At 74.5% G+C, this 17,925-nt stretch carries 17 protein-coding genes and 1 pseudogene; 14 read left to right on the forward strand and 4 right to left on the reverse strand.

The genetic code is table 11. From position 1 onward, the window contains the following. Nucleotides 1–489: 489 nt before the first annotated feature. The gene (locus IHE55_RS03970) at nt 490–1,323 is read right to left on the reverse strand and encodes a DUF4232 domain-containing protein (protein WP_197987746.1); all 834 of its coding nucleotides are present in this window, start codon (nt 1,321–1,323) and stop codon (nt 490–492) included. Between the two features lie 268 nt (nt 1,324–1,591). Continuing rightward, nucleotides 1,592–2,053, reverse strand: coding sequence for a winged helix-turn-helix transcriptional regulator (locus IHE55_RS03975; protein ID WP_197987747.1), 462 nt, complete (start codon nt 2,051–2,053; stop codon nt 1,592–1,594). On the opposite strand from IHE55_RS03975, the gene IHE55_RS03980 reads away from it, so the two are divergent. The 4 genes from IHE55_RS03980 (at nt 2,036) to IHE55_RS03995 (ending at nt 5,988) form a co-directional block, all read left to right on the forward strand. After that, a complete protein-coding gene (locus IHE55_RS03980; RefSeq protein ID WP_307826503.1) occupies nt 2,036–2,887 on the forward strand; it encodes a Rossmann-fold NAD(P)-binding domain-containing protein in 852 nt (283 codons plus the stop codon). The genes IHE55_RS03975 and IHE55_RS03980 overlap by 18 nt on opposite strands. Before the next feature lie 344 nt (nt 2,888–3,231). Then, the gene (locus IHE55_RS03985) at nt 3,232–4,326 is read left to right on the forward strand and encodes a YncE family protein (RefSeq protein ID WP_197987748.1); all 1,095 of its coding nucleotides are present in this window, start codon (nt 3,232–3,234) and stop codon (nt 4,324–4,326) included. Between the two features lie 418 nt (nt 4,327–4,744). Further along, entirely contained in the window at nt 4,745–5,326 is a 582-nt protein-coding gene (locus tag IHE55_RS03990) for a sigma-70 family RNA polymerase sigma factor (RefSeq protein WP_307826504.1), read from the forward strand. Next, nucleotides 5,311–5,988 carry a hypothetical protein gene (locus IHE55_RS03995; protein WP_197987749.1) on the forward strand — a complete coding sequence of 226 codons (678 nt, stop codon included), beginning with the start codon at nt 5,311–5,313 and terminating at the stop codon, nt 5,986–5,988. The genes IHE55_RS03990 and IHE55_RS03995 overlap by 16 nt, the downstream gene beginning before the upstream one ends. Nucleotides 5,989–6,676: 688 nt before the next feature. Here the strand turns inward: IHE55_RS03995 and IHE55_RS04000 are convergent. Continuing rightward, nucleotides 6,677–7,330, reverse strand: a complete 654-nt coding sequence (locus IHE55_RS04000; RefSeq protein ID WP_197987750.1) for a TetR/AcrR family transcriptional regulator — start codon at nt 7,328–7,330, stop codon at nt 6,677–6,679. A gap of 152 nt (nt 7,331–7,482) precedes the next feature. Here IHE55_RS04000 and IHE55_RS04005 point away from each other — a divergent pair. The 4 genes and pseudogenes from IHE55_RS04005 (at nt 7,483) to IHE55_RS04020 (ending at nt 9,975) form a co-directional block, all read left to right on the forward strand. Next, nucleotides 7,483–8,443 (forward strand): annotated as a pseudogene (locus IHE55_RS04005) (alpha/beta hydrolase). Nucleotides 8,444–8,454: 11 nt separating this feature from the next. Then, a complete protein-coding gene (locus IHE55_RS04010) occupies nt 8,455–8,631 on the forward strand; it encodes a hypothetical protein (protein ID WP_197987751.1) in 177 nt (58 codons plus the stop codon). Nucleotides 8,632–8,647: 16 nt separating this feature from the next. Next, on the forward strand, nt 8,648–9,097 hold the full coding sequence (locus IHE55_RS04015) for a hypothetical protein (RefSeq protein WP_232265443.1): 450 nt from the start codon (nt 8,648–8,650) through the stop codon (nt 9,095–9,097). A 113-nt stretch (nt 9,098–9,210) separates the two neighbouring features. Next, on the forward strand, nt 9,211–9,975 hold the full coding sequence (locus IHE55_RS04020; protein ID WP_197987752.1) for an NAD(P)-binding domain-containing protein: 765 nt from the start codon (nt 9,211–9,213) through the stop codon (nt 9,973–9,975). A gap of 306 nt (nt 9,976–10,281) precedes the next feature. Here IHE55_RS04020 and IHE55_RS04025 read toward each other — a convergent pair whose 3' ends face one another. Further along, nucleotides 10,282–10,953, reverse strand: coding sequence for a GntR family transcriptional regulator (locus tag IHE55_RS04025; protein ID WP_197987753.1), 672 nt, complete (start codon nt 10,951–10,953; stop codon nt 10,282–10,284). 302 nt (nt 10,954–11,255) lie between these two features. Between IHE55_RS04025 and IHE55_RS04030 the strand changes: the two genes are divergently transcribed. From IHE55_RS04030 to IHE55_RS04055, 6 genes are all read left to right on the forward strand, one after another. Then, on the forward strand, nt 11,256–12,392 hold the full coding sequence (locus IHE55_RS04030; RefSeq protein ID WP_197987754.1) for a mandelate racemase/muconate lactonizing enzyme family protein: 1,137 nt from the start codon (nt 11,256–11,258) through the stop codon (nt 12,390–12,392). Between the two features lie 24 nt (nt 12,393–12,416). Further along, nucleotides 12,417–13,403: a sugar kinase gene (locus IHE55_RS04035; RefSeq protein ID WP_197987755.1), complete on the forward strand. Its 987-nt coding sequence runs from the start codon at nt 12,417–12,419 to the stop codon at nt 13,401–13,403. After that, nucleotides 13,400–14,110: a bifunctional 4-hydroxy-2-oxoglutarate aldolase/2-dehydro-3-deoxy-phosphogluconate aldolase gene (locus IHE55_RS04040; protein ID WP_197987756.1), complete on the forward strand. Its 711-nt coding sequence runs from the start codon at nt 13,400–13,402 to the stop codon at nt 14,108–14,110. Before IHE55_RS04035 ends, IHE55_RS04040 begins: the two co-directional genes overlap by 4 nt. A 129-nt stretch (nt 14,111–14,239) precedes the next feature. Then, nucleotides 14,240–15,727 (forward strand): sugar porter family MFS transporter, encoded by a 1,488-nt coding sequence (locus IHE55_RS04045; RefSeq protein WP_197987757.1) that lies wholly within the window; start codon nt 14,240–14,242, stop codon nt 15,725–15,727. A gap of 124 nt (nt 15,728–15,851) precedes the next feature. Further along, entirely contained in the window at nt 15,852–16,625 is a 774-nt protein-coding gene (locus IHE55_RS04050; protein WP_197987758.1) for an SDR family NAD(P)-dependent oxidoreductase, read from the forward strand. 68 nt (nt 16,626–16,693) lie between these two features. After that, nucleotides 16,694–17,077 (forward strand): sensory rhodopsin transducer, encoded by a 384-nt coding sequence (locus IHE55_RS04055; RefSeq protein WP_197987759.1) that lies wholly within the window; start codon nt 16,694–16,696, stop codon nt 17,075–17,077. Nucleotides 17,078–17,925: the final 848 nt, after the last annotated feature.

The following is a 17,925-nucleotide window of genomic DNA, read 5'->3' on the forward strand; positions in this document are numbered from 1 at the left end:
CGGCGACCCGTGGGGGGGCCAGGCGCATCGACCTGATCCTGGCCTGCCGTCCCATCGCCCCGGCGCTGACCGGCTACCGGTTCCACCGCGGCGCCGCCGCCGAGGCGGCCTCCGACCACCTTCCGGTCTCGGTGGACTTCGCCCCGGAGAGGATCGGCGAGGAACGTTGAGGCGGCGCTTCACTGCCCCGGCCGTTCAAGGGCCGGTGCGGACGGCCCGGACGGGGGCCGGCGATCCCGCGCAGCCGCCGGAGTGCGGCCGGTGCGGGAGCGGCAGCACCCCGGGCACGGCTCCCACGCCTTCAGGCGCGTCCAGGAACCGCGCCTCGGCGAGGGCGCCACGACGTGGTCCGGCCGTCCCCCTCGATGGGGTGCGGCCCGCCGAGGGAGACGGCACGGCGCCCGGCGCGCCCGCCGCCCGGGATCCGGGGGCGGGTGCGCCGGGCGCGTAGGCCGGACGGTCTGCGGCGGTGCCCGCCGCTCACCCGGTTCACCAGGAGAGGGCGTCCTCGGCGTCGCTCTGCCAGTAGGTGACCCACGCGCTGCTGTCCACGTAGGTGGACTGCGGCAGCTTCAGGGTCGTCTCCTCGTCGAGGCTGCCGTCCTGCTGGGCGTTGGAGAGGTACACCGTGAGGCTGTCCTCGTCGTGACCCTCGCTCCCGGAGCCGTCGGCGGAGGAGGTCATGATGCCGGCGTAGGCGGTCTCGCCCGGCTGGAGAACGAGGACGGACTGCGGCTTGGAGGCCTCCAGCGGCACCACCGTCGACTGGGCTTCGTCACCGAACCCCAGGTAGGGGTAGCCGTAGATCGCGCACGGTGCGCCGGACTCGTTGGTGGCCCGGAGCAGCAGGTGGTTGACCGGACGCTGCACGGTCTGCACGGCCATGTTCATCGACAGGGCCGAGCAGTCGGCGATCGACGCGTCCGCCCCGGCCGCCTCGGCCGCCTTGCCGTTCCGGTCGCCGGCGGGGGTCTGCGGCTTCTTCTCCTCGGCCTTCGCCGGGGTGCTCGGTGCGGTGTCGGGCGCCTGCGCACCGGGGGTTTGCGGGGCGGACTCCGTCGCACTGGGCGCCTGCGCACCGGCCGGCCGCTCGCCGCCGGCGGGCCGCTGGGAGTTGCCCTTCTCCTCGGTCCCCTCGGTACCGCCCGGTCCACCGGTGGTCCCCCGGGTGTCGGGCGCGGACACGGAACCGGCGGCCTTGCCCTCGGTCTTCGTGCCCCCGCCGTCCTCGGTGCAGGCGGTGAGTGCCAGGGCGGCGACGGCGGTCAGCGTGGCGGCGGCGGTGCGCAGGATCTGCGAGCGGCGGGCGGCGGTGCGGTTCATGGTCGGTCTCCCCCGGAGCGATCGGTGGTCTCGGTGTGACCATGAGCTTTCCGCAGCCCGCTGCCGAACCGTTGGCGCCTCGTTAACGTCCGGCTAATGGCCGGCGGGCGCCGGGCCCGGTGGCATCCGGGACGCCGTCCGATCCCCGGCGGGCGGGCCGTCCGGCAGTACCCGGCCCGCGGTGCCGGTGGCCTCCGGCCCGCTGCGCACGACCGGCGCGGCCGGCCGGGCCCGGGACGGGCGGGCCGTCCGGCCGGGGCACCGGACGTCAGCGGATGTCGTGCTCGGGGTGGGTCCGGTCGTACGCGCTCCGTGCCTCGGCGATGACGGCACGGTGGGCGAGCGACCAGTCGGCGAGCGCCTTGACCAGGTGGGTCAGGCCGGCCCCGGTCCCGGTCAGACGGTAATCGACCTGGGCCGGGACGGTCGGGTACACGGTGCGCAGCACCAGACCGTCACGTTCGAGCCGGCGCACGGTGAGGGTGAGCATCCGCTGGGAGATGCCGTCGATGGCGCGCTGCAGCTCGCGGAACCGGCGGGGCCCGCCCGCGAGTTCGACGATCACCAGCACCGACCACTTGTCGGCGTGAGTGACATCGAAGTGCCTTCTTGTGGCCGGTGGGCCGAGGCGGTCCAGGACGTCGCGGATGCCGCAGTCGGGGTGGTCCTCGCGGCCGCAGGGCGCGAGATCGGCGGGGCCGGTTACCCCGGTGTGGGTGACAGGAGCCAACGGGCACCTGGGCTCGGCCACCTGGCGGCGCTGCGCGCCCGCGGCGCCGCCGCGACGGGCGGCAGCCGCACGCCGGGCGAGGGGACGCGGCGTCTCGACTTCGACGACCCGGCGAGCCTGGACCTCACCGGGGTGGCGACCCTGGTGCTGGTCTCCGCCGGCTACGCCGAGGACGACCACGTCATCCGGCGCCACGCGGCGGTCCTGGACGCCGCATCCCGCGACGGCGTCCGCCACGTCGTCTACACGAGCGTGACCACCGCCGGCGACCATCTCGGCTTCGCACCGGCGCACCGGGCCACCGAACGCCTCGTGCGGGCCTGCGGTCCGTCCTGGACGATTCTGCGCAACGGCCTGTACGCCGAACTCTTCGGGGGCCTGCTGATGTGGGCCGGGGACGCGGTGGAGTCCCCGTTCGGCGACGGCGCCCTGGCCGCGGTCGTGCGGGAGGACCTCGCGGACGCGGCGGCGATCGTCGCGGCGGATCCGGCAGCCCACAGCGGGCGCGTCCACGACCTCGTCGGCACACCGATCACGGCGGGCCAGGTGGCCGACCGGCTCGGGGTGCCGCACCGTGCGATCGGCCTGGGCGAGTACCGGCGCCGGCTCGGTGAGGAGATGCCCGGCCTCCTGCCGTTCCAGCCGCCCATGCTGGCCTCGATCGCCACCGGCATCCGGCACGGCTTCCTGGACGGCACCACCCCCGACCTCACGGACCTGCTGGGCCGCCCGGCCCGCGACCCGCTGGCCACGGCCGTGGCGGCCGCGGCCGCCACGCGGACGGCGAGCCCCCGCCGACGTACGGACCCGGCCGGCGGCCCCGCTCGCCGGTAGGCTCCGCTCCTCCCCACGGCACCGCCGGCGGACCGCGTTCCGCCGGGGCCCCGACGGCCGCCGGCGTTCGAAGGGGTGCCCCCTACGGGTCTGCCGGTCCCGCTCGCTCCCTCCGGCACGACGTGCGTCCCGTCCCGCCGGCCCGGCGGGGCACGAGGTGCGTCCCGCCCCGTCCCTCCGACCCGGCGGAAGAGACCTGGCGCCGCCTTCAACACGACGCCCCGCCGGCGCGTATCCCTCGCAGGTACCCGTCGGGCCGGCACGGGAACACCCCCTGCCGCTGACACGCGTGGCCACTCCGGTGCCCGCGGCGACGGGACATCGATGACGAGGAAGAAGCGGACATGAAGAACTCCAGGCTTTCCCGCCGTGTGCTGCTCGGCACCACCGCGGTGACCCTCCTGGCCCTGCCGGTGTCACTGGCTTCGGCGAACGCGGACGCCCTTCTCGGGAAGAGCCGTCATTCCGTCGTCGCGTTCGGCGCGTACAACGGCGCCGTGGACGGGGTCCGCGCGCCGTTCGACGGCGGCATCGGCAACAACAGCATGGCGGTCAGCCCCGACGAGAAGATCGCCGTGGCCACCAACTCCCAGGTCGGCCGGCTGGTCGTCCTCGACCTGCGCAGCGGCCGGCGGATCGCCGAGATCAAGGGGCACGTGACCCCGCGCAGCATTCTGTTCTCCCCCGACGGCAAGGACTTCCTCGTCTCGGACAGCACGCTCGGCGTCGTGGACCGGATATCCCGGAAGACCTTCCGGGTCACCGAGCGCCTGCCGCTCGGCGCCGGGGTCTTCGGCACGGCGCAGACCCGGGACGGCGGGCGCCTGTACGCCAACAACCAGGCGGCGGACACGCTCACCGTCGTGGACCTCGCCAACGGCAGGCCGGAGCACGTCGTCACCGGGTTCTCCGAGCCGCGCCAGGGGGTGCAGCTTTCGCCCGCGGGCGACAAGCTGTACGTCACCAACTTCGACGGCGGCAGGGACAGCCGGATCACCGTGCTGGACACCAGGCCGGACCGGCCGGAGGAGACGCCGGTGAAGCTGAAGGAGATCACCGGCTTCAACCAGGTGCGGGGGCTGTCCATCAGCCGTGACGGCACCCGGCTGTACGCCGCGAACAGCGGTGACCACACGGTGTCCATCGTCGATACCGGATCCGGCGACACGCTGGCGAAGGTGCCGGTGGGGCAGTCTCCCTACGGCGCGGCGCTCTCCCCCGACGAGACGGTCCTGCTCTCGGGGAACCTCAAGGGGAACTCGCTGACCGCCGTCGAACCCGGCAGCGGCGACGTGATCGGCACCGTGACAGGCGTCAAGGGGCCCCGCCAGGCGATCAGCTTCAGTGCCGACTCCCGGACGGCCTGGGTGCTGAACGAGGACCTGACCGTCGCCCAGGTTGACGTGCGGGCCCTGAAGGTGACCCGAACGCTCGGGTGACACCGGCCGGCCCGCCGGCCGCCGGGCTGCTCCGCGTTCCCGGCGACGGCCCGCCGGGGTGACCGGCCGGCCGTCGCCGCCGGCGGCATCCGCCGGCCGGTCCGGCCCCGGCGGGCCGGCGGCGCGCCCGGGTGTCACCGGCGGCGCCCGGATGTCACGGGCGGTGTCACGGGGCGGGGGCCGGCGGGCCCCGCCCCCGGGCCTTCCCGGCGGGCTCCGCCGCGCGCAGGCCCGGACCGCGGGTGCCTCCGCGCCGCCCCGGCCGGACCGGGCGCGGGGGCGCCGCCGGCCGCACCGGGAGAATTCCTCGGCCCCGGTCAACACTTCGGGCCGGAGCCGCGTATTCCCTGAAGACCACATCGTCTTCGAGGGGAAGCTCCATGGTGCCGTGGCGGACCGGACGCGGATGGCCGTATCGGTGAGCGGCAGCCCTGTGCGATGGCTGCGGAACCGGCTCGCACCGAACGACAGAGAGCCCGGCGGGCTGCGGACCGAGCGCGAGGTACAGGCCGCCTACGACCTGTACGGCGGTGAGCTCTTCGGCTTCGCCTGCAAGGCGCTGGGGGACCGGCAGCTCGCCGAGGACGTGCTGCAGGAGACCTTCCTCCGTGCCTGGCGGGCGCCCCAGGGGTTCGATCCCCGGCGGGGCAGCATGCGCACCTGGTTGTTCTCCATCGCCCGGAACGCGGTGGTGGACGCCATGCGGCGCCGCACGGCCCGCGAGGGCGCCGGCCACTCCTCGTGGGACACCGTGCCGGAGCCGCCCCCGGCGGTTGACGCGGTGGACCAGCTGGTCGAACGTATCCAGCTCGACGAGGCGTTGAAACAGATCAGCCCGCAGCAACGGGAGGCGGTGGTGGAGGTGTACTTCGGCGGGCGCACCTGCGCCGAACTCGCCGCGGAGCTGGGGGTTCCCGCGGCCACCATGCGCAGTCGGCTGTACTACGGCGTGCGGGCCCTGCGCCGCGTCCTGGAGGAGAACGGATGGCTGGCGCCATGAACGATCCGTGCGTCCCCTTCCTCGGGCTGCTGACCGAGCACATGCTGCTGGGCACGCCGCTGCCGCCGGAGCTGGTCCGTCATCTCGACCGGTGCCCCCGGTGCGCGCGCGAGGCTCCCGAACTCGGCGACGTGGTCCGCAAACTGCGGCGGGCCGACCCGCTGCCGGACCGGGGCGGCACCCGCGTCCCCGCGCCCCCCGCGCGCCCCTCCGCGGAGGTGGGCGAACGCGTCCGCCGTGCCGTGGTCGCCGGCCGGCCGGCCGTTCGGCGACCACGGCGCCGGATCGCGCTGGGGGCCGCCGCCGTCCTCGCGGTGGCCGCGGCGGTCCTGGTCTCCACCTCGGGCCAGGAGCCGCCGCCCTCCACGCCCGTCACGCTGGTCCGTGAGGGGAAGATGGTGGACCGTCCCTGGGGCACCGAGGTGCCCGTGGTGCTGTCGGGGCTCCCCACGGGAGAGACCTACCGGATGATGACCGTCGATGCCGACGGCACGCGGGCGCCCGGCGGCAGTGTCCGCGTGGTCTCCCACGAGAAGGTTTCCACCCGCATGATGACGGCGATGCCCAAGGACGCCATCACCGCCCTGGTCGTGGAGGACGAAAGAGGGCGCGTCGTGACCCGCGTCCCCGTACCGCCGCCCTCGTCCCCCGCCGCCCCGTGAGGCCGGGCACGCTCTCCTGAGGGTTCCTCGGACGCCGGGGCACCGGCGCCGGCCGGCGGCACACGGGCGGCCGGTGGCCGGCGGCACGCGGCCGGGCGGTGGCCGGCGGCACGCGGCCGGGCGGGCGACGGCCGGCTCACCTCGGCGCACCCGCCGGCGCCGACCCGGCGGGTACGGGGGACGCCGGCCGGGCCGGTGCGGGCGGGTCGGTGCCGCAGGACGGTGGAGGGCGGCCACCTCCGGAGCCCGGCCCGCACGCACGGCTGAGCGGCCCCGGCGGGTGCGGGCTCACCAGGCCCGTCACCTGGCTGCCTGCCGCTCCGGGCTCCGCCGCCGCACCCCCGGGTTCCCCTTCGCGGCTCCTTGTCTTCCCCACCGTCGCCTGACGGCGGGGGTGCGGGCGGAGTCCGCCGGTCCACCGCAGGTGGTCCGCTCGCGCACCCCGCCCGCTCAGGAGCTGAACTCAGGTGCCTGGTAGGGAGCCCACCAGCTCGTTCGGAACGTCGCAGCCCTGCTCACAGTTCCCGAGCCGGCCGACGGCACCACGCGCGCGGAGAGGCCGGCGGCGGACGGCTCGCCGTTCGCGTAGGGCCGCAGCGGATTGCTCTGCCGCTCCCCCGCCCCGGCCTCCGGCGCCCGGTGTCCGGCGGCGGCGCGGTCCGGGCGCGGGCGCGCGCGACCGGGCACGTCAGGGGAGCCGGGCCTCGGTGTGGGCGAGTTGGGCGGCGAGCGTCTCCTCGAACGCGGCGCGGCGGTCCGCCCCGAGGGGGCGGATGTCGCGGGCGTAGTGGGCCAGGGCGGGGAAGCGTTCGGGGTCGGCGCCGAGTACCGCGACGCGGAACTGCTCCATGGCCTGTTCGTACTCATCGGAGGTGAGGGAGCCGATACCCGCCTCGGAGGTGATCAGCGCGGCGAGGACGACCACGATGCGGTGGTATCGCAGCGGGATCTCCGCGTCGGGCAGGCTGGAGGCGCGCAGGGCCTGGAGCAGTTCCTCCATGAGCAACCGGGAGCCGGTGCCGCCGGACCCGTAGCGTCCCCACACCGCGGCGAGCTGGGGGTGCTCGCCGAACGCCTCGCGCAGGCGCAGGGCCAGGGCGGTGATGCGCTGCTTCCAGTCGCCCTCGGGGCGGTAGCCGTCCATGGCGGCCAGCAGGATCCGGTCGGCGACCGCGCGCAGCAGTTCGGTCTTGTTGCGGAAGTGCCGGTAGAGACTGGAGGAGTCGGTCCCGAGCGCCGCGGCGAGCCTGCGCACGCTGAACGACCCGGCGTCGCCCGTGCGCAGCATCTCCACCGCCGTGTCCAGGATCTCCTCGGTTGACCATCGCCTTCGGCCCGTCATCCCGCCCCTCTCGTCCAGGCTCAGCCTAACTCATGCACTTGCTCATGCACTTGTTGTTGCACGCACCGCGTGCATAATGAGTGCACCGCACGGGCCGGGGTCCGGGCACGACGACGGCACACCCCGGCGTCCGACCAGGAGGGGAGAAGGGCATGAGGGACAGCACGACCGCGATACGGCCGCCCGAGCCGGACTTTTCGGCGATGACGACCGCGGAACTGCTCGACTATCGCGACGCTGAGAACCGCTTCCGGGCCTCCGGCGCGGCGCGGACCCTCCTGGGAGAGCCGCACGCCGGCGCCGCGATCGACTGGCAGGAGATCGCGCTCCCCGGCCGCGACCTGCCGGTCCGGGTGTACCGGCCGACCCCGGCGGGGGACGGCGAGCCCGCGGTCGCCACCCGCCTGCCTCTTGTGGTCCATGTCCACGGAGGCGGCTTCGTGGGCACGGCGGCGCAGTGCGACTGGACCAGCAGCCACCTCGCCGCGCGGCTGCCCGCCCTGGTCGTCTCGGTCGAGCACCGCCTCCTCGCCCCCGGCAGCCCGCTCGCGGACGCCGCCGACGACGGCTGGGACGTGCTCCGGCACGTGGTGCGGAACGCCGCTCGGTGGGGGGCCGACCCGGCGCGTGTGGCCGTCTTCGGCGAGAGCTGCGGCGCGCTGATCAGCGCGCTGGCGGCCATCCGAGCCAGGGAGGCCGGCCTGGAGCTCACGGCGCAGGTCCTGGTCAACCCCGTGACCGACGTGACCGACACGATGCTCGACCACCCCTCGACGACCGAGTACGCCTACAGCCCGACCCGGGCCCTGCCGCTCCTGCGGTTCTTCCGGCGGCTCGCCGTCCCGCGGGGAGCCGACGCCCGCGCGGTCTCGCCGCTGTACGCGGACGACCTGAGCGGGCTCGCCCCGGCGCTCGTGGTGGTGCCCACCCGGGACGGTCGCCGACCACGGCCGCCGCTACGCCGAACGGCTGCGCGCGGCCGGCACGCCCGTGCGGCTCTCCGAATACCCCGGAGCACCGCACGCCTTCCTGACCCTGCCCGGTGTGGAACCACAGGCCGAGGCCGCCCAGGCGGAGATCCTCGCGTTCCTCCGCACGGCCCTGGCGAAGTGACGGAGGAACGCATGTCCCCCGCCCTCGGGCCCGACGGTCCCCCGGGTCTCCCACCTGGCCGCAACCGCCCTCGATCCGCGTCCGGCCCGACCGGCCTCGGCGACATCGACGCCGCCGTGCCCGGCACCGGGGCCCAGGTGGCCCGGGCCCGGTACAGCGACCACGGCATCGCCCTGACCGCCCCGTGAGGAAAGAAGCACCCTGATGACGAACCCACCCCGGGCCCGCGGGGCGCTGGGAGCGATGTACGCGGGTCTGGCACTGACCGTCCTCGCGACGCTCGCCCCGTACGCCGACCGCGGCACCACCCATCTGCTGGCCGACCGCATCCGGGCCGGCTACCCCGGCTACTCCCCGGCACGGATCGACTCGGCCGTCACCACCTACCTGGTCGTGCTGACCGCGATCGGGGCGCTCGGCGTCCTGGCCTGGCTCACGGCGGCCTGGGCCCTCAGGGCGGGCAAGCGGTGGGCCCGCCCCGCCGCGACCGCGCTGTTCGTGATCGGGACCGGCGTCGGACTGACCGGGCTGCTGACCGAGGACACCTCGGGCGAGACCGGACTGCCGCCGGAGCTGGGCTGGGCCGGGATGGCCCCCTGCCTGGCGGGCTTGGTCGCGGTCGTACTGCTGTGGCGGAGACCACGGCCGGCGTGAGGCGCCGGCTGCGTCCGGCTCCGCACACCAGACGCCGGCGGCGGCCCCTCGCGGCCGGACGGAACCGCACCGGCACACGGCATCACCCATCCGCACCGGAGAGGAAGAACTCGATGCAGCGCATCGGCATCATGGGAGTGGGCGAGATCGGCCGGGCCGTCGTCGAGGGCCTGCGCCACGGGGGCGGGGCGTCGCCGGAGGTCTTCCTCTCCCCCCGGGGGGCCCGCACCGCCGCCTCACTCTCCGAACGCTTCGAAGGCGTCCATGTGTGCGCCGGCAACCAGGACGTGGTGGACCGCTCCGAGGTGGTGATCATCGCCGTGCGCCGCCAGGACCACCGCGAGGCGCTCGCCGGGCTGACGGTGGACGGCGGCAGGACCGTGGTCAGCCTGATGGCCGGCGTCGCCACCGAGGACCTGCGGCGGACCCTCGCCACCGGCGCCCCGATCGTCCGCGCCATCCCGCTGCCCGCCGTGCGCGAGCGCCGCTCCGTCACCGTGACCTGCCCCTCCCACCCGGTGGTGGACGCTCTCTTCGCGCAGCTGGGCGGAGCGCTCCCCGTCGCGGACGAGGGCGCCTTCAACGTCTTCTCCGCACTGACCGGGACGCTCACCGCCCACTACGCCTACCTCACCACCCTCGCCTCGTGGGCCGCCGGCCACGGCATCGACCCCGGCGCCGCCGACCGGTACGTGCGCGGCCTCTTCGAGACCGTCGGCCGCTCCCTGGGCGACGAGGCCCGCTCCCTGCAGCGGCTCGCCACCGATCACGAGACCCCCGGGGGCAACAACGAGCGCATCCGCACCACCTGGTTCGATCCGGCCAACGCCGCGGCCCTCGCGAAGGCCCTGGACGGCCTTCTCGCCGAGCTGGCGTAGGAGCGCCGGCGGGGCCGGCGGGGGCCGGGCCGCCGCCGGACGCGCCGGGCTGTGGGGGGCGGCCGCGGGCCGCGCGTCGCCCGGTACCCGCCTGTCCGCGGATCGCCCGCGGCGGAGGACGGGGCCATCGACGGTGCCGGCGTCCTCCTCGGTGCTCGGGTCCCCGCCGGCCCGGCTCCGGCGGCGCGCCGCCGGTCGTCACCGTCCAGGCGTGCGAGGCCCGGGGGCTGCCCGCGCCCGCGGCGAACGGTCCGGGGCGGGGCGCGTCGGACGTCGTGCTCGCCGCAACCGCTTCCGGGCCGCCGGTCAGGCCTGGGACTCCGGGCGCTCCCCCGGGACGTCGTCGCCGAGGTAGGTCTGGATGTGCTCGCTGAGGACGCGGTCCGCCTCCTCCACCGTGCCGGACCGCAGCGCCGAGAGCAGGGCCCGGTGCTGCCGGGGGATCTCCTCCGGCGAGGGGTGCGCGGGTGCGTCCCGCACGAAGTAGGCGCGCACCCGGGGCTGGAGCGTGCGCCAGATCTGAAGCGCCTGGGTGTGTCCGCTCGCGGCGATGACCGCCTCGTGGAACGCCACGTCGAGATCCGCCAGGCGCTCCGCGGCCCCCTCCTTCCCGGCGGCGGAGGACATCTCCTCGACGAGCCGTTCGAGGCGGTCGAGCAGCTCGGGCGGGCGGCTCCCGGCGGCTTCGCGGAAGGCGAAGCGCTCGATGGTCAGCCGGATCGGTACGAGCACCTCCCGTACCTCGCGCTGCGAGATCCCGGCGACCTCGGCCCCCCGGTAGGGGTGGGTCACCACGAGCCCTTCCTGCTCCAGAATCATGATCGCCTCCCGCACGGGGCCGCGGCTGACCCCGGAGCGGGCCGACAGCTCCCGTTCGACCAGGCGGTCGCCGGGTTTCATCTCGCCGGTCGCGATGGCCTGCCGGAGCCAGTTGAGGACCCACTCCCTGCGCGACGCCGGAGGCGCCGATGTGGGCATCGAGCGCGTCACTTGTGTCCCATCCCCCTGGATGAAAGGGGCCCGCCGAGTGCGGGCGCCGGACTTACGATAGCTGACTGGCAGATGGTTGACCATCTGCCATCCGGGGGCTTAGTGTCCCGCACCACAGCACCGCCCGTCCCGGACGGCCGGTGCCGACACGCCGGACCCCGACGCCCCGGCACCGGTGCCCCCTCCGCGAGGGCCCGGCCCCGGGCGGTCAGGACACCGCCCGGCTCATCGACCGTCCGGCCGGCACCCCCAGAGCCGCCCCGGAACCGTTCACGACGAATCAGGACCCCATGAAGATCATCGACATACGCGCGGCCGGCCTGCGGGGCGCCACCCCGGCAGGCGGATGGCAGGAGGAACTCACCCGTGACGACGTCGTCCACACCCTGGTGGCGGTCCACACCGACGAGGGACCGATCGGCATCGGCAGCGTGTTCACCAGCGAGGCGCTGGTCCGCGGCGCCCTCGACATCCTGCGCCCGCTGCTGATCGGCAAGGAGGCCACGGAGCCGGAGCGGCTCTCGGAGCGTCTGCACCGGGCCACGTTCTGGATGGGTCGCGGCGGCACGGTGACGCACACCATCAGCGGCATCGACATGGCCCTGTGGGACGTGCTCGGCCAGGTCACCGGCCAGCCCGTCGGCCGCCTGCTGGGCGGGCGGTACCGCGAGCGCGTCCGCCCCTACGCGTCCCTGCTCATGGACCGGCCCGAGATCCTGGCGGAGCGGCTGGAAGGGCTCGCCGAACAGGGCTGGACGGCCTTCAAGATCGGCTGGGGCCCCTTCGGACGGGTCAGCGACGACCTCGACGAGCGGATCGTGGCCGCTGCCAGAGCGGCCATCGGACCCGACGCTCTGCTGATGGTGGACGCGGGTGGCAGCGACAGCGCCTGGTCGAACGGCTACAAGTGGGCGCTGCGCACCGCTCGCATGCTCGACCGTTACGACGTCGCCTGGTTCGAGGAGCCGCTCGGCCCCGACGCCCTCGACGACTACGTCCACCTGCGCCGCGAGGCCGAGGTCGCCATCTCCGGGGGCGAGGTGCTGACCAGGCGGCAGAGCTTCCTTCCCTGGCTGGAGGCCGGTGCCCTCGACATCGTCCAGCCGGACGTGACGAAGGTCGGTGGCCTGAGCGAGCAGCGCCGCATCGGATGGGCGGCGCAGGACCACGGTGTGCGGTTGATCCCGCACGGCTGGAACACCGCCGTCGGACTCGCCGCCGATCTGCAGCTCGCCTCGGCCCTGCCCGACACCGACCTGGTCGAGTACGTCACCGGGTCCCCTTACGTGGACGCCATCACCACCACCCCCTGGCGCCTGGACGCCGACGGGATGCTGGCCGTCCCCGACACTCCCGGCCTCGGGATCGGCCTGGACCCGGAGGCTCTGGCCCGCTACGCCGACGCGACCGCGCTGCTGCGGCCGTAGCCCGGCCGGAAAGGGAGGAAGACCATGAACGACGCCCGCACCGGTTCCGTGGTGACGCTGGGCGAGACGATGGCGGTGCTGACACCCACCACGGCGAACCGGCCCGGCCCGGGATGCCCGCTGAGGGTCGGCATCGGGGGCGCGGAGTCCAACGTCGCGGTGGCCGTCACCCGGTTGGGCGCGGTCGGCACCTGGATAGGCCGCGTCGGCGACGACGACCTCGGCCGTCTGGTGGTCCGGGAGCTCCGGGCCGAGGGGGTACGGGTCCTCTCCGAGACGGATCCCCGCGCGCCGACCGGGCTGTTGCTGAAGGAGATGCGGGCGGGGCGGCCCCGGCGCGTCCGCTACTACCGGCGCGGCAGCGCCGGCTCGAAGCTCTCCCCGGCGGATGTTGACCGGGCCGCGCCGGCGATCGCCGGCGCGGACCTCCTCCACCTGACCGGGATCACCGCCGCCCTCGGCTCGCAACCCCTGGCCGCTCTCCACCGGGCGGTGGAGAGCGCCCGTGGCAGCGGCACCCGCGTTTCCTTCGACGTCAACCACCGCCGCACCCTGTGGCCGGACGCCACCGCGGCCCCCGTGCTCCGGAGCCTGGCCGCCGCGGCCGACCTGGTCTTCGCCGGTCCCGAAGAGGCGGCACTGCTCCTGGGACGCACGCCGCCGGGTGAACCCACCGTGAGCGACGGGAAGGAGCTCGCCGCCGCCCTGTGCGCCCTCGGCCCGGACACGGCCGTGGTGAAACTGGGAGCGCTCGGGGCGGTCGCCGCGCACGAGGGCGCCCTCGTCCACGAGCCCGCGCGCCCCGTGACCGTCGTGGACGCGGTGGGAGCCGGGGACGCCTTCGCCGGGGGATACCTGGCCGAACTCCTGCGCGGGCTGCCGCCGGTGCAGAGCCTGCGCACCGGGAACGCCCTGGGCGCGGCCGTCAGCGCAACCGCGGGCGACTGGGAAGGGCTGCCCACCCGGGCGGAACTCGCCGACCGCGTCCTTGGCGCGGAGGTCGTGCGATGAGCCCCGCGGACACGCCCGCGCGCTCCCCGAAGGACGGTGCGGGACCGCTGCTCGGGCGGTGCCCGGTCCTCCCCGTGGTGGTGCTGGAGGACCCCGACCACGCCCTGCCGATGGGTGAGGCGCTGCTGGCCGGGGGTATCGACACCGCCGAGATCACGCTGCGCACGCCGGCGGGCCTCCCCGGCATCCGCCGGCTCTCGACGCTGCCCGGCATGCGCGTGGGCGCCGGATCGGTCCTCCGCCCGGACCAGGTGGACCAGGCCGTTGCGGCGGGCGCCGAGTTCGTGGTCAGCCCCGGGGTGTCGGCCGGTGTCCTCGATCGGGCACGGGCCCTGACGGTTCCGGCACTGCCCGGTGTGGCCACCGCCTCCGAGCTCATGGCCGTGGTCGAACGGGGGCTGGCCGAGGTGAAGTTCTTCCCCGCCGGCCTCCTGGGCGGCCCCGCCGCGATCTCCGCTCTGGCGGGCCCCTTCCCCGGCGTCTCCTTCATGCCCTCCGCCGGCCTGGACGCCGACACCATGGCCCGCTACCTGGCGCTGCCCTGCGTGCCCGCCGTCAGCGGAAGCTGGATGGTCGCACCGCACCTGCTCGCCCAGCGGCGGTGGGCCGCGGTCACCGACGCGGCGGCACGGGCGATGAGAACAGCCGCCCGGACCCTCGCGGCCCTCCCGGACCGGCGCCCGGCGCACGATCCGAGGCCCAGCTGACCGGCCGCACCCGACCGGTCCGGTCACGCGAGCCCACGAGGACTGCGGCATCCAGCGCCCGAACCCGTCCCACCCCAAGGCAGTCACCCGGGTGAACCGTCCCGACCGCACCAAGAGCAAGGAAAGCCCATGCCTGACGAGCACACGGCCACGGCCCCCACCGCCCCTCCAGCCGGCACACCATCGCGCCGGGTCGTCCTCATCTCCGCCGCAGGGGCCGTGGGCGGTTTCCTCTTCGGCTTCGACACGGCCGTGATCAACGGGGCCGTGGACCCCATCGAGAAGAACTTCGCCCTCGACTCGGTCACTCTCGGCACCGTTGTCGCCGTCACCCTGCTGGGAGCGGCCGTCGGGGCGCTCCTCGCCGGATGGCTGGCCGACCGCATCGGGAGAACCAGGGTCATGGGAGTCGCCGCCCTCCTCTTCGCCGCCTCATCGGTCGGCTGCGGAACGGCGTCGAGCCTCTGGGACCTGACGGTATGGCGCCTGCTGACGGGCGTCGCCGTCGGATTCGCGACGGTCCTGGGCCCCCTCTACATCTCCGAGATCGCGCCCGCCTCCGCCCGCGGCCGGCTGTCCTCCCTCCAGCAAATGGCCATCGTGCTGGGGATCTTCGCCGCCCTCCTCTCCGACTCCCTCATCGCCGCCCTGCTCGGCGGCGCGGACGCCGACCTGTTCCTCGGGCTGCCCGCATGGCGGTGGATGTTCATCGCCGGGACGGTTCCCGCACTCGTCTACGGAATCGTCTCCCTGCGCATCCCCGAATCCCCGCGCTATCTGGCATCCCGAGGACGCCGGGAAGAGGCCGTCCGTGTCCTGGCCGGCCTGCACGGGGTCCCGCACGGCCAGGCCGAGCACGCCGTCGCCCGGATGGACGCCACCGTCCTCCACGAGCGCCGCCCCCGCTTCCGGGACCTGCTCTCCCGCCGGACCGGGCTGCTCCCCATCGTCTGGGTGGGCATCGGCATCGCCGCCCTCCAAGCCCTCGTCGGCATCGACGTGATCTTCTACTACTCCACGTCCCTGTGGAAGTCGGTCGGATTCGGCGAGTCCGCCTCGTTCGGCCTTTCCGTCCTGAGTTCGCTGATCAACGTACTGGCGACGGTGGCCGCGATCGCGCTCATCGACCGGGTCGGCCGACGCCGTCTGCTGCTCTCCGGCTCGATCGGCATGGCGGCCAGCCTCCTCATGGTGAGCCTCGGGTTCTCGCAAGCCGTCACGGCGGGCGAGGAGCTGACGCTCCCCGGGATATGGGGACCGCTGACCCTCGTCGCGGCGAACGCGTTCGTGGTGTCCTTCGCCGTCTCCTGGGGGCCGGTGGTGTGGGTCCTGCTGGGCGAGATGTTCCCCAACTCCATCCGCGGGGTCGCGCTCGCGCTGGCCGCGTCGGTCAACTGGATCTCCGGCGTGGGGGTCAACCTCTCCTTCCCGTCCCTGCGGGAGATGTCCCTGCCCGGCGGCTACGCCCTGTACGCGGTCATGGCGGTGCTCTCCTGGCTGCTGGTCCACTTCGGCGTACGGGAGACGACGAACCGCGAACTGGAGGACATGAGCGGTGCGCCGGCACCCCAGGACTCCCGTCCTGACCGCGCCCCGCTCCCCCCACCCCTTCCGTGACCCCCGGCCCGCCCGGCCCGTGACGCGCCCGGCGGACCGCCGGACCAGGCGCGGCGGGGAACCCGTAGCACAGTCCCCTCAGCGGGCACACGGCATCGCACGAACCATCCGGAGGCAGACCACGATGCGGAACGACATCACCTTCATCACCGGCGCGGGATCCGGCATCGGACGGGCCATCGCACTCCTGCAGGCATCGGCCGGACGCCCCCTCGCCCTGGTGGACAAGGACAGAGCCGCTGTGGAGGCGGTCTCCGCGGAAGCGAGAGAACGGGGGGCTCTCGGGACGCTGGCCGTCACCGCCGACATCTCGTCCGAGAGCGCCGTCGCCGACGCCTACGCGCAATGCCGCGCGTCCCTCGGCACTCCCACCCGGATCGTCGCCAACGCCGGCATCGAGATCGCGCAGAAGGCGCACGACACCACCCTCGCCGAGTGGGCGAAGGTCATCGACGTCAACCTCACCGGCACCTTCCTCACCTGCCGCGACGGAATCCGGCTCCTGCTGGACCAGCAGCTCCCCGGGGCGATCGTCTGCATCTCGTCCCCCTCCGCGTTCGTGGGCTTCGCCGGAGGGGCCAACAGCGCCTACGGAAGCTCGAAGGGCGGCGTCTCCGCCCTGGTCAGGGCCCTCGCCATCGACTACGCGGCATCCGGCATCCGCGTCAACGGCGTCGTCCCCGGCGCCACGGCGACGCCCCTGCTCGATGTCGCCGCCGGCGCGCACGACGACATCGGTCACCGCGCCCGGACGCAGATCCCCCTGGGCCGACTCGCGCGTCCCGAGGAGATCGCCGAGGCCGTTGACTGGCTGCTCGGACCCAAGTCCAGCTACGTCACCGGCACCCATCTGCACGTCGATGGCGGCCTCACCGCCCGGGGCGCCAACGACTTCTGACGCCGCCGGCCGAACGCCCGACAAGACCTCCTCACCCGAGGACCGGACCACAACCCGAGAGGAACCCCATGCACCCTCGCCCGACCCCCGTCGGATCCACCACCTGGGTCGTCGCCGACGGCTACATCCCGCCCCGCAGTTCGGGGCCCGAACCTGAGATGACCAGCCACGACAGCATCTGCATGCTGAACGCGGGAGACACCGAGGCACGCGTCGAGGTGTACGTCTACTTCACCGACCGCGAGCCCGCGGGCCCCTTCGTCCTCCCCATAGCCCCCCGGCGCGCCTTCCACCAGCGCATCAACGACCTCAGCCGGCCGGAGCGGATCCCCGCCGGCACCGACTACTGCCTGGTCGTCACCAGCGACGTCCCCATCGTCGTCCAGCACACGCGCCTGGACTCCAGGCAGGAGGCCAACGCGCTGATGAGCACCATCGCCTTCCCCGCGTGACGCGGCCGGCGGCCATCCCACCCGGCGGGCCCGACGCTCCGCCGGGCCAGGTCGAAGGCGGTGCGCCGCCGCGCGGAGCCGCCGGGGTACCGGGGTACGGTGTCCCGTCCCAGGGGCCTTGTCGCCTGCGACGGCCTGACCGGCGGAGACGCCGAGCCGGGTGAGCCGCCGGTCGCCCCGCTCTTCGGCGCCGGCGCTCCTCGGTACCGGCGACCACCGACGGCGGTGCCCCGCCCCGGGCTGTCCCACCCGACCTTGTCCCTGACCTGCACACCGGACAAGGTCGGGTGGGACGGCACGACTCGTGCCGAGCACGTGGGGCAGCACACCGCGCGGCTGTTCACCGGGCGCGGGGCGGCCGGATCTCCACCGCGGTGCTGCGGGGCACTGATCTTGCCCCTCAAGGAACAGCCTCTGATCAGGGCTTTTCAAGGGGCGTGGCTCCCAAGCGGCCCCCCAGACCACTTACCGGCGACCCAAGTCAGGGTCGGCCTGGCAGCGTTGACGGCCGGAACCGCCGTCCAGGCCACCACCCGGGGACCTCGGCCACCAATGGAGGGTCGGGGTGACGGCCGTGCTCGTCGCGTCCGTCCCGGTGTTCGCGGCCGGCATGCTCGCATGCCCGCGCACTTCGTGACGCTGGTCTCGTTCTCCGGGGTGGATTGCGTCACCGGGCTGGTGCACGTCCGGCTTGTCACGACGGGTGTCGCCCTGCTGCTCCTCACGGGCTCTCCCACCGGCGGCGGGCACGGGGCCGGTGCCCCCGGTGCGGCCCGCTGCTGCAGCCCCGGCCCTCCATCGCGTCCCGGCGGACCCGGACCACCGTCCACCTGCTGATGTGCGGTCTG

It is taken from the genome of Streptomyces pactum, assembly GCF_016031615.1.
GTDB classification, from domain to species: domain Bacteria; phylum Actinomycetota; class Actinomycetes; order Streptomycetales; family Streptomycetaceae; genus Streptomyces; species Streptomyces pactus.